General features: G+C 41.0%; 5 protein-coding genes. All 5 read right to left on the minus strand.

Features of this window, described 5'->3' with window-relative positions; genetic code table 11:
- Window positions 1–206 precede the first annotated feature (206 nt).
- Window positions 207–3,314 (minus strand): S-layer homology domain-containing protein, encoded by a 3,108-nt coding sequence (locus AC58UX_RS27800; protein ID WP_497258813.1) that lies wholly within the window; start codon window positions 3,312–3,314, stop codon window positions 207–209.
- A 296-nt stretch (window positions 3,315–3,610) separates the two neighbouring features.
- Window positions 3,611–6,718, minus strand: coding sequence for an S-layer homology domain-containing protein (locus tag AC58UX_RS27805; RefSeq protein WP_497258815.1), 3,108 nt, complete (start codon window positions 6,716–6,718; stop codon window positions 3,611–3,613).
- Window positions 6,719–7,093: 375 nt separating this feature from the next.
- The gene (locus tag AC58UX_RS27810; RefSeq protein ID WP_497258817.1) at window positions 7,094–11,047 is read right to left on the minus strand and encodes an S-layer homology domain-containing protein; all 3,954 of its coding nucleotides are present in this window, start codon (window positions 11,045–11,047) and stop codon (window positions 7,094–7,096) included.
- A 188-nt stretch (window positions 11,048–11,235) separates the two neighbouring features.
- Window positions 11,236–12,345 carry a glycosyltransferase family 4 protein gene (locus AC58UX_RS27815; RefSeq protein ID WP_497258819.1) on the minus strand — a complete coding sequence of 370 codons (1,110 nt, stop codon included), beginning with the start codon at window positions 12,343–12,345 and terminating at the stop codon, window positions 11,236–11,238.
- A 136-nt stretch (window positions 12,346–12,481) separates the two neighbouring features.
- Complete coding sequence (locus AC58UX_RS27820; protein ID WP_497258821.1) at window positions 12,482–13,273, minus strand: WecB/TagA/CpsF family glycosyltransferase; 792 nt, start codon at window positions 13,271–13,273, stop codon at window positions 12,482–12,484.
- Window positions 13,274–13,285 lie beyond the last annotated feature (12 nt).

A 13,285-nucleotide genomic window follows, 5' to 3' on the forward strand; every position in this document is an offset into this window, starting at 1 on the left:
AATCGAAGAAACTATTTAGTATTAACTTGTTTCAAAGTATTAAACGCAGTACAAATAAAAAAGTTGCGAAGTCTAAAAAAAAGTTTTTATTTTCAGGACCGGAACATAGAAATTGATGACATTCTCAATATTAGTTCCTAAATTCTTTTGTAGATATTTAAACGAAAAGAAGACCCCTATGGGGCCTTCTTTTCGTTTAAACTTAATTATAGTGCGTCTACGTTCACTTCAATTGTTGCTGTTTTTCCGTTAGGAGCAATTGCAGTTAGCTTGAAGCTTTGTAGGTTTGTTGTACCAGCAGTAATAGCATTACCATTTGCTTGTGTAAATGTAATTACACCAGTATTGCTAACGTTAATATTATTTTGAGTAACAACTGTAGTGCCAGATGCATATTTCTTGTCGGAGACGAAGTAAGTTACGTTGTATTTAGCATCGTAAGCAGCTGCTTCAACATTATTGCCATCAGCGTTGCTTACAATCTCAGAACCATAGCTATCAACAAGTTTTAGTTCTTCCATCAAAAGAGCATCCCAAGCAGTTTTACTATTAAGTGCAGTAGCAGCAATAGTTTTAGCTGTTTTCTTAGCAGTCAAAGTTGCAACTGTAGGACCATCTTCAAGTACACTTACATCAAGTGTTGCAGAAGATTTACCTTTAGGAGTGTTTACAAGCACACTTACCGTTGCATTACCTTTTGCTAACCCAGCCAAGTAGTACGTACCAGCATTTTCATGAGTACCAACAACAGCTGGATTTGTTACAGTAATGCTGTCTACGGAAGCTGCAGGAATCGCTACAGTAGTATCTCCGTCTTTCGCAGCTACTACTACTTTCTTCGTTAGCAATGCAGTATTCGTGTATGCATCAGTAGCATTATCTTCACCTGTAGCAAACAATTTGTTGTCTACCGATTTGTCAAGGCTAACTGTGTAAGCAAGATTTGTATCAGTGCCCGTGATGGACTCAACAGTGCTAGTTGCATTACTTACTTCAATGAACGTACCAGATGCATTTTTCTTGTAAAGTGTAGCAGTTACTTTGTACTTACCAGTTTTACCTGCAAGCGCAGTCCATGTGTACTCGTCGTCAAAGATTGTATCAGTACCCAAGATAGTTGCTGTGTCGCCATTTGCATCTAATAGTACAGCACTGTTAGCTACAGTAGTTGGGCTAGTCGCTTGAGTTGCAGTACCACTGAAAGTTAGCGCAGCGTCATCGCCAGAGATTTTTTCCATTTTCAATACTACTTGGCTAGTGTAGTCGCCTGTAGCATATGATCCACTAGTTACAGCTTTCGCCCAATCTCCACCAAGTTGATCATACGTTTTGAATTTCACTGTTGTAGTTGCAGTTTGAATTGCTTTATCAGCAGCTGCAGAGGAAACAGCGATTCTATCAGCATAACGAACATCATTGGCAGAAATATTAAGTTGAGCTTTAACATTTGGCTTATCTTTCAATTGAACAACAATTGTTGCAGTACCTTTGTTATCAACAGTAGCGATTTTAATCTTACCTTTATCCGCTCCAGTTTCTTGGATTACAGGCGTTCCAAGTGTTACTACTCCACCAGTAGCATAGATTGTGAATGCATTCTTATTGTCAACAATTTCTTGAGCGGAAAGAACTTCACCTTTTTCGTTCTTAACAACGAATGGAACGAATTTTTCTGTATCACCTTTAGCTAATGTAGCTGTATAAGCACCGAACTCAAGGCTTGCAGGGACTTTAGGTTGTGCGATTTTAATTGTTTTCGTTACGCTTTGACCAGTACCATTAGCAAACAGAGTAACTACAACATCTTTAGCTTCTGCGTTGGCTTTTGCAGTCAATAGAAGATCTGGAGCATCAGTTCCAATTACAGAACTTACGAATGCATCGTCAGAACCAGTTGTTCCTTTTACAAGGTTACCGTCTGCAATAACTACAGTCACACCTTTACCTGCATTGTTAAGCACATTAGGGTTTTCAACTAGAACACCATATTGATCATAAGCTTTATACTCTAGATATACACCTTTAGCAGAAGTGCCAGCTTCAATGGATTCAATTGTCTTGTTATTGGAATCTTTCAGATCTCCAACTTCAACTTTAGATACGATTGGAGCTTCACCAACTGTAAAGATTTTGTTAGCTTGAACACCTGTTTCATCAAAAATGATTGTTACAGGAACTTTGTCACCTTTAGCTTTGTGAGCTGTTTCGATATCAAGTTTCATAGCTTGTTTACCGGATACATTCTCAGGAGTAATGTCACCAGCAAGAAGTCTGAAGTTGCTGGACGTTAGGTCAGAAGTTTCTCCATATTGGTTTGTAGCTTTGAATTCAACAACAACATCATCAGCAAGTGGAAGTGTTTCAGATGCAGTCACAACATCAACTTTGGATACTTTCTCTTTCGTTGCAACAACCGAAGCTGTTTTCTTAGTATCGTCAACTGTTACGCCACCGATTGTTACTTCATACGTTGCGTCCATTAATTTGGAGTCAAGCGTAATTGTCGCTTCGGATTTAGTAGCATTCCAAGTGATCGCTTTTGCATCAAAAGAAGCCGCGGAACCATCACGAGTTACTGCGAAAGTAATTTTAGTTGTATCAACGGTGCCGTTTAATTTAACAGCTAGTTTTTTAGCGCCAACTGCTTTAACTTCAGTTACAGCTGCTTTGTCTACAACTGGAGGAACGAATTGTTGTTTCGCTTCATAAGAACCAGTTACTAGTAGATCGCGAGTCGCGTTTACCATACCACCGAAAGTACCATCAGTGTTGTTGGAAAGAAGTTTCAATTTAAGAGCTTCAGCTACATAGCCTTGAGCCCAACCAGAAACTGTTTTGTCTGTACCAGTTAAACCTTTAGCTTCATCTTCTTTGCTAAGAACACGAACTAGGAATGTAGCCAATTGTTCTTTAGTTACTTTACCAGCTGGGTTGTAAAGACCTTCTGCAAAACCGTCTGTTACTTTAGCTGTTTTCAAAGCTTCGATGTAAGGAAGTGCATAACCATTAGCTGCATCGGACACACTAACATCAGTGAAGCTTGAAGTTTTAAGATCTTTGTTCACGTCAAGACCCATAATCAAAGCTGCTACTTTAGCAAATTGTGCGCGGTTCATTTCGTCTTTAAGACCAAAAGTTGTGTCGCTCACGCCATCAAAAATCTCAGCAGAGATCATAGCGTCGAACTTAGCTTTTGTTGCTGCGTCAAGGTCTTTCAAGTCTGTGAAATCTGCAGATGTTTTACCAAATGCAACGGATGAGAACATGGAAAGAGCCATGGCAGACGTAAGAACTACGGATAAAGTTTTCTTCATAAAGGTTGTTTCCTCCTAATATTTTAAAGTTTTTTGTTATAAAAACTTATAACCAATGGGACGACGACTGAATCATTTTTTTGATTCTGTGTAGCTTCGCGTCTATCACCTCGGCTACATGACTTAGTATACGACACTCTATACGACTTTTCATTGATAAGTATTTTCCAATTGAACTCCTCTGGAGCCTGACTACTTTCTTACTAATTGGGTGAATAACCTATAAGCTAAGATTGCTGACTAATGACTAAAATCTAAAGAAGACCCCTAGGGGTCTTCTTCTCATTAATACTTAATTATAGTGCGTCAACATTTACTTCAATTGTCGCAGTTTTTCCGTTAGGAGCAATTGCAGTTAGCTTGAAGCTTTGTAGGTTTGTTGTACCAGCAGTAATAGCAGCCCCACCAGCTTGTGTAAATGTAATTACACCAGTATTGCTAACGTTAATATCATTTTGAGTAACAACTGATGTGCCAGCGGCATACTTCTTGTCGGAGATGAAGTAAGTTACATTGTATTTAGCATCGTAAGCAGGAGCTTCAACATTATTACCATCAGCGTTGCTTACAATCTCAGAACCATAGCTATCAACAAGTTTTAGTTCTTCCATCAATAGAGCATCCCAAGCTGTTTTACTATTAAGTGCAGTAGCAGCAATAGTTTTAGCAGTTTTCTTAGCAGTCATAGTTGCAACTGTAGGAACATCCTCAAGGATACTTACGTCAAGCGTTGCAGAAGACTTACCGTTAGGTGTGTTAACTAACACACTTACCGTTGCATTACCTTTTGCTAAACCAGCCAAGTAGTACGTACCACCATTGTTATGAGTACCAACAACAGCTGGATTTGTTACAGTAATGCTGTCTACGGAAGCAGCAGGAATAGCTACAGTAGTATCTCCGTCTTTGGCAGCTACCACTACTTTCTTCGTTAACAACGCAGTATTTGTGTATGCATCAGTAGCATTATCTTCACCTGTAGCAAACAATTTGTTGTCAACTGTTTTGTCAAGGCTTACTGTGTAAGCAAGATTTGTATCAGTGCCTGTTATGGACTCAACAGTACTAGTTGCATTGCTTACTTCAATGAATGTACCAGATGCATTTTTCTTGTAAAGTGTAGCAGTAACTTTGTATTTACCAGTTTTACCAGCAACTGCAGTCCATGTGTACTCATCATCAAAAATTGTATCTGTACCTAAGATAGTAGCAGTATCGCCGCTAGCATCTAATAGCACAGCACTATTAGCTACTGTTGTTGGGCTATCAGCTTGAGTTGCAGTACCATTGAAAGTAAGTGCACCGTCATCGCCAGAGATTTTTTCCATTTTCAATACTACTTGGCTAGTATAGTCGCCTGTAGCATATGTTGCACTAGTTACAGCTTTCGCCCAATCTCCACCAAGTTGATCAAACGTTTTGAACTTCACTGTTGTTGTTGCAGTTTGAATGGCTTTGTCAGCAGCTGCAGAAGATACAGCGATTCTATCAGCATAGCGAACATCATTTGCTGAAACGTTAATCTGAGCTTTAACATTCGGCTTATCTTTCAATTGAACAACAATTGTTGCAGTACCTTTGTTATCTACAGAAGCGATTTTAATCTTACCTTTATCCGCTCCAGTTTCTTGGATTACAGGTGTTCCAAGTGTCACTACTCCACCAGTTGCATAAATCGTGAAGGCATCTTTGTTGTCAACAATTTCTTGTGCTGAAAGTACTTCGCCTTTTTCGTTTTTAATAACTAACGGAATGAATTTATCAGAATCACCTTTAGCTAATGTATCTGTATAAGCACCGAACTCAAGGCTTGCAGGAATTTTAGGTTGTGCAATTTTAATTGTTTTCGTTACACTTTGACCTGTACCGTTAGCAAATAGAGTTACCACAATGTCTTTAGCTTCTGCATTTGCTTTAGCAGTCAATAGAAGGTCCGGAGCATCAGTTCCAATTATTGAACTTACAAATGCATCGTCAGCCCCCGTTGTACCTTTTACAAGGTTTCCATCAGGAATTACCACAGTTACACCCTTACCTGCATTGTTAAGTACAGTAGGATCTTCTACTAGAACTCCGTATTGATCATATGCTTTATATTCTAAATATGCACCTTTAGCAGATGTACCGGCTTCGATTGATTCAATTGTCTTGTTATTGGAATCTTTCAGATCGCCAACTTCAACTTTAGAAACGATTGGAGCTTCACCAACTGTAAAGATTTTGTTAGCTTGAACACCAGTTTCGTCGAAAATGATAGTTACAGGAACTTTGTCACCTTTAGCTTTACCAGCTGTTACAATATCAAGTTTCATAGCTTGTTTACCGGATACATTCTCAGGAGTAATGTCACCAGCAAGAAGTCTAAAGTTGCTGGACGTTAGGTCAGAAGTTTCTCCATATTGGTTTGTAGCTTTGAATTCAACAACAACATCATCAGCAAGTGGAAGTGTTTCAGATGCAGTCACAACATCAACTTTGGATACTTTCTCTTTCGTTGCAACTACCGAAGCTGTTTTCTTAGCTTCGTCAACTGTTACGCCACCGATTGTTACTTCATATGTTGCGTCCATCAATTTGGAGTCAAGTGTAATTGTAGCTTCCGATTTAGCAGTATTCCAAGTGATCGCTTTTTCATCAAAAGAAGCCGCGGAGCCATCACGAGTTACTGCAAACGTAATTTTAGTTGCATCAACAGTACCGTTTAATTTAACTGCTAGTTTTTTAGCGCCGACTGCTTTAACTTCAGTTACAGCAGCTTTGTCTACAACTGGAGGAACGAATTGTTGTTTCGCCTCATAAGAACCTGTTACTAGTAGGTCACGCGTTGCATTCACCATACCACCGAAAGTACCATCAGCGTTGTTGGAAAGTAGTTTCAATGCAAGTGCTTCAGCTACATAACCTTGAGCCCAACCAGAAACTGTTTTGTCTGTACCTGTCAATTCTTTCGCTTCTGCATCTTTATCAAGAACACGAACCAAGAAAGTTGCAAGTTGTTCTTTCGTTACTTTACCTGCTGGATTGTATTGACCTTCTGCATAACCATCAGTAACACCAGCATTTTTCAAAGCTTCGATGTAGGGAAGAGCATAACCATTCGCTGCATCGGACACATTAACATCAGTGAAGCTTGAAGTTTGTAGATCCTTGTTAACGTCTAGGTTCATAATTAGCGCTGCTACTTTTGCGAATTGCGCGCGGTTCATTTCATCTTTCAAACCGAATGTCGTGTCGCTAACGCCATCAAAGATGTTAGCAGAAATCATAGCATCAAATTTCGCTTGTGTTGCCGCATCAAGATCTTTCAAATCTGTGAAATCTGCAGATGTTTTACCGAATGCTACGGATGAGAACATGGAAAGAGCCATTGCGGATGTAAGTACTACGGATAAAGTTTTCTTCATAAAGTTTGTTTCCTCCTAATATTTGAAAGTTTTTTGTTAAAAAACTAATAGCTAGCTATGCAATATAGTTTCAATTTCTCGATTGATTACCGTATATATCATCGTGTAGCTTTTCGTATATCACCTCGGCTACAAACCTAGTATACGACACTCTATACTGCATATCACTGCAAAGTATTTACCAGATGAGTTTTCCTTTGATGTTTACTAAGTTTTTCTCATCTTCGTCACCTCTAAATAGAATCTTACAGAAGATTTGTAAAGGAAATACGATAGGAAGCTTAATATAAACTAAAAGTTAACTGAAGGTTTCCTGAACGGGGAACTATACAAAAAGCCCATCTCCGAAGAGATGGGCTTCCTTTGATCGTTACCTTAGTTTAGATTAGCAGGGAACATTTTTGAATACTTCTGCAGCAATCTCACTGCGATTTGACCGGCTTCTGCGCGTGTTAAGTTGGCAGTTGCATCAAAACGTACGGTTTGCTTCTTCTCGCCTGCTAACAGCTCATTAGGCTTGCCTACCATGACGCCTGCTTTGCTCACAGCGTCGATCGCAGGAATTGCATAGTAAGAGAACTGGGATGAGTCTGTATACAGCTTAGACAGGCTTGCCGCAAGCTTGGCATCATTAATCGCTAACTTAAGCTCAAGCGCTCGAGCAATCATCGTAGCGGCTTGCTCGCGAGTAACTTTAAGGTCTGCTCCAAAGAAACGGTTATCCAGACCTGCAATAATACCTACCCGTGCCGCGGTCTCGATATGGGCGTAATCCCATGTCAATGAACGTGCGCCAGGACCAATTTCAAAGAAGGTTTGATTGTTGTCGTAGTTCAATGGAATGTTCAGTGCTTTCACAAGCATCGTAGCAAACTCGCCACGTGTTGTTAAATCGTCTGTACCAAACGTATCAAAACGTAGGTTAGGCATTAAACCTTTAGAGAATAGTGCTTCGAGTACATTTCGAGCCCATGGATGATTCGTCACATCCGGGAATCCATACTTTAATTTCGTAACCATATAGTATCCGAAATCGTCGAATGGAACTGTGATCGTGTTGTTTTTAGCATCTACTTCCCCACCAAGGTTTACCCACTCTCCCTTGTCATTGAAGAAGAATACCGTAATAGTCGTGCCTACAGCTTCAACTACGCTTTGATCATACTTCAGCGTGAGCTCGCCTCTGTTCGTAGGAACAACTTTGCGTGTGGATGGGAACAATGTAAATGTCCCTTCAACTGAATATGGTGTAAGACCATCTGTTGCAGGCTTATAGTTAGCGGCACCTACAACGCCTTCTTCACCAACACCACCTGAAATCCAATACACAGGAGAAACACGACTGAAGTTTCTTCTATTGATTTCAGAAACATAACGTTGTACCAAAATATCTGGAATTCGAATAACCGATTGACCTAATGGTGCTCTAGCATCGGTACGCGCATCAATATCGCGATTGATAATATTCCCGTAATCGTTCTTTCTTTCAACAACACCGTCTACTGGATCAGCAATCCCAAAGAGTAAGTTAGTTTTATCGTAGAACTGCGTAACACCATTAGCTGGACTATCTGATTTCAAGATTGTGCCTTTAGGGAAGGAAAGTTCTAGACCTTTATTAAAGACACTATGCTTGGTTTTAATAGCTTCCATAAACTCTGTATCTTCTTGAATCGAACTGGTGTAGAACACATTCACAGTTTGATTCAGCGCTCCACCTGGGCGCGTAATGACTAACTTAATAGCTGTATCTTTATCTGGTTTAAGACCAACGAAATCATAAATAAAGCGATCGCTCATATCTGGTCTTTTCGTTGCTTTAACACCATTGACCGTTACATCTGTTGCTCCTTCGGCTTCTACATCAAAGTGTACGAAGTTCTTGTTCACAACAATACGGCTACCTACCGTTGCTACTGGGGAAAGAATACGGAACGGTTCTAATACACGTTCTACTTCCAAGCGCTGATTAACTTTAGCGCCTGTTTTATTAGTTAGCTCCAAGGTATATACATGGCTTCCCGGCGCGTCGAAAATCAAGTTATTCAGACGTACTACGAGATTATCCTTGCTTCCGCTTAAATCGTAAGCAGGTGTAGTGCCAACAGCTGCCTTAGTAATAATTGAAGGAGTAGCTGGTTCAGGAATGCTTCCTGGATCCAAAGTTAAAATCGGATCGCTTCCTCTTTTCACTACGATGCTATTAATGCCTCCGACTTTAAAGGACAAATCGTAGGTTTTACGACTAGTCACAAATTTGCCTTTCTCAGAAACAAATTGCATATCCGGGCTTGTAAAGAAGATTTGTGAAAGAACCGCCTCGGACATTGGCATCGCTTGGAATGCAACACGGCCTCCAATAGGCAATGCAGAAGGTTGGAACCTTTCAATGACTGGCACATTCTTATCTACAACATAAATGCGAATTTCTTTTGAGATCTCACTGACACTCGTACCATTCGTGTAAGTCCCCGTGAAGACCAATCTATTTTCCCCTACAGCTAGTGAAGGAAGTGGCGGCGACTGTCTTGTATCACCAACCTGCAACTGAAGGTTACTAAATTTATTCGATGAATCAAGAACAAACGGAGTCACAAGTTGTCCATTTAGAAATAACTCGTGATTTGTTAAATTATCAAAACCGACGTAGGCACCTTTAATTGGAAGGTTTTCACCAATCGTTGGAAGCGTGCGGGAATCAATTTCGATCGTTTGGCCATCAATTAAATTTTCAATAGAAATAAAATTCTTGGACACATACGATAGTGACGCTTTGTAATCAGAAATAGCACCTTTATACTGGAGTGATATGGACTGACTACCCGTTGGGAATCCAGTAACCTTATACACTTTCTTGTTTGGTGATACCACTGGCGAAGCTGGAATAGTGGTATCGGTATAATCCCCCACATATTCAATGGAAAGCGGTGCTATACCAATCGGAAGCAGCTTACCTGTCAGATTAGTATCGGCCGGCAAACCTGAATCTTTCGTATGCCCAACTTCTATGTCTCGATTGGTTTCTACTAAAATGTAGAAATCAGGCTTCTGAATCTCAGCTTGATCAAGCGGAATTTTCGTATATGTTTGATCAATATTGTATAAGTCAGTGCCTGGAGGAATAAGACCAGCTCTACTATCTGTAAGGAGATAAACATTATTAATAACTACATCATTCGGAAAATATTTAAATGAATTATTAGCAACACCTCGGAAGGTATCATAATAAACATCCAAAGATACAGATTGCATTTGGGCATATCCAGATCCACTTGTACTTGGTTGGAAATTAAATAAATTCGTTGTAAAATCAACGATTTTGTACGCTGGTGTAACCCCATCACTCCCAGGAACGACCAGTGTGCTCTTTACTGTATTTACACCAATGGTAGTCGCATTAATTTGAACGGAAGCATTGGTTTTAAAATCTTGCGCACTGTATGGCACTAGCATTTCAACATTAAGGCTTGCTTGCTCAGCCGCAGGAGAATGATCCGCCGTTAATATCGGAACGTTATTTAGAATCGAACTGTTCCAATCACTATCATGAACAACTTCAATTTTGTTAAAAGGCTTCGTAGCATTAAAGTAATAGATTGTTCTACTAACTTTCAGCTCATTACTTGGATTCGTAATAATGATATTCAACGTATTGGTACCCGGATTCAATTTAATCGCAGGTGCAAAAAAGGTGCCATCATCAAGAATCGAAGCTTGATAGCCGTTTACCGATACAGCTGTTGCATTCAGAGCTTTACCTTCAAGAATGATCTGTTCCGTATCCACAACCATGCTAGTACCCTGATTCAGGTTCGCTGAAGGGTTAGAGCCAGAAGTGACTTTCAAGTACCCAAGGTATGGCACTTCATCATATAGCACATAGAAGGTATCTGTTTTATTGATTCCACCTTGTACACCTGTGAATGTAATTCGGTTGTAACCAGAGTACAGCGGCAATGCCGTTGCCGAGAATCGGTTGGAAGAGCTTGCCGTAACACCTTTCGTTGTCGTGCGATTGGTGTCTGTGTTCCACTTACCTTGTGAGTATAGTAATTGCTCAACTTTAACCGTCATTGTGTCTTTAGCAACAAACTGATAGGAACCGTTAATTGTTAATTCCTTGTTGGTTGTAACAAATACATTTTCCCGCTTTAAGGCTGTGGTTTTAGTTAAGTCTGTTTCTTTTTCATCTACATTTGAAGTTCGGGATATATTCGCATCATCCGGAACAAAAAACGTCGCAGCGGCTTGAACTGGACCGGCGAATGGAATAAGCGTCAATAATAAGGCCGCGATCATCGTCCATGCAAAAAAACGCATCTTAAACATGTCTTTACCTCTCCTTTTTCTAAAGCTGTCTTAGCTTGTACATAGATATGTATATGTTATCGGCAAATGCATCCATTTTGTTTAGTCATCCTTCTTGGAAACTTCTACATTTCACCCAATACTGACATTTTTCAGCAAAAAAAAGACCCCCATCACGTGGATGGAGATCTTTCTAATCCGAATCTTATTTATTTCCCTACGCGATCGCTCTGCACTTGCTTACCAACTAGCCTTTGCAGGAAGTTGATTACAGGCTTGCGGCTTTTGCTAATAATACCGATAGCTTCTGCTCCTACAAGCATAACAAGGAACAGTGCTACTATAATCATGATCAATCCCCACGTGGAATCTTGGGAAATAAATACCGAGCACACTACCGCGCTACCGCCGAAGATCGCAGCAATTCCGTAGATGATCAGAACGCTTGTACGATGGCTGAAGCCCATTTGCAATAAGCAGTGATGCAAGTGGCTTTTGTCCGGTGCCGAGATCGGCAGTTTATTCACATAACGGCGAAGCATCGCGAAGAAAGTATCAGATAATGGCACACCGAGAATCATAATCGGGATTAAAAGTGAAACGACAGCCGCTTGCTTAAAGCCGAGAATCGATAGCGTTGCAAGGGCGAAGCCGAGGAACAAGGCGCCGGAGTCGCCCATGAAAATTTTAGCCGGATGGAAGTTAAAGAACATAAAGCCTGAGATACTTCCTAGCAAAATCACACAAAGCAAAATAACTGTCACATTCCCCATCATAAGGGCAAGAATAAGAATAGTCGTAGTTGCGATACCCGATACACCTGCAGACAAGCCATCCAGGCCATCAATCAAGTTAATCGCATTGGATACGCCGACAATCCATACTATTGTAATGGGAATACTCAACCAGCCAATCGGCAAATTCGTTTCACCGAAGGGAATATTAACTAGATCTATTTTGAGCCCAAAGGAAACAACGATACAGGCAGCGATAAGCTGGCCTAGCAACTTCCATTTAGGTGATAATTGAAAGCGATCATCGAGAGCACCTGTGACAACAATCACAAAGCCTCCTAGCAGAAGTCCAAAAGCAGCATCTGAGTTCACGGCATCAAGTGCTGGAGAGACGACGAAATAAGCTCCGACGAACGCAAGGAAAATCGCTAATCCTCCTAGACGCGGCATAATTCGCGTATGTACCTTCCGATGGTTCGGGGCATCAACAGCTCCTACCCAGAAGGCAAATTTTTTGACCAGGGGTGTCAGCAACAACGCCATAACGCACGCAGCAATAAACCCTATCGCATATAATCCATACATGTCTTCTTCACAGCTCCTCTTATCATGGGTGGCAGGCAGGTCATCCGCCGAAATGAATTATACTCCCATTCCGTCACAAATACTACTGCTAAATTCATCTGAAATGACCGTTTTCAGCCAATTTTCATAGATTTTTTCATGATTTGGTGACTTTATCTTTGTCGCGCATCACTTTCACTGCGAATTTCGGGAGTAGAAGCATTCTCTTATAGCGCCAAGGCTCCTGAAGAAGGCGGTAGAACCATTCCAGACGTAGTTTTTGAAAAAATACGGGTGCTCGTTTTAGCTTGCCCGAAAGTACATCGAAACTTCCACCGACGCCCATCATGACCGGCACACCCAATTGTTCTTTGTATTTTCCGATCCAAGGCTCTTGATTAGCAGCGGCTCTTCCTACAAGAAGCAGGTCTGGCGCAGCATCTCTAATGGCTCTAATCACTTCCGCATCCTCGGCGTCACCGAAATAACCATCTCGGACTCCGACGAGTTTGACCTTCGGGTAGGTCGTGCGAATTTTTTCCGCCGCAGCTTGGATCACTTCATTGGAAGCTCCCAGCAAATATACTTTCCAATCCTTTTTTTCCCCGACTTTCATAAGCTCATGGATCAAATCATAGCCCGGCACTCTCTCCGCGACAGGTTGGCCCACATGACTTGCTGCCCACACGACGCCAGTTCCATCAGGAACAATTAACTCCGCGCGCTGCATCATACTTAGATAAGAAGGATCGTCCTGCGCAGCCATGACCATAATGGGGTTTGCAGTAATAACCTGATGCGGCTGTTTCAGCTCGATCACTTTGGTTAAGTATTCGACCGTTTGTTTCATGCTCATTTTGGAGATTGGCACGCCATAGATGCGAACCTTTGGAATAGCTTGCAAAGTGGCCAATGAAGTTGGCCCATTCGTTACAGAAGTCGAGCTCATCATATCTCTTCC

This window comes from Paenibacillus sp. J22P90 (genome assembly GCF_059692195.1).

Coding starts and splice junctions, on each gene's coding strand:
- AC58UX_RS27810 (WP_497258817.1), bottom strand. CDS start 11,047: ATGTTTAAGATGCGTTTTTTTGCATGGACGATGATCGCGGCCTTATTA.
- AC58UX_RS27800 (WP_497258813.1), bottom strand. CDS start 3,314: ATGAAGAAAACTTTATCCGTAGTTCTTACGTCTGCCATGGCTCTTTCC.
- AC58UX_RS27815 (WP_497258819.1), bottom strand. CDS start 12,345: ATGTATGGATTATATGCGATAGGGTTTATTGCTGCGTGCGTTATGGCG.
- AC58UX_RS27820 (WP_497258821.1), bottom strand. CDS start 13,273: ATGAGCTCGACTTCTGTAACGAATGGGCCAACTTCATTGGCCACTTTG.
- AC58UX_RS27805 (WP_497258815.1), bottom strand. CDS start 6,718: ATGAAGAAAACTTTATCCGTAGTACTTACATCCGCAATGGCTCTTTCC.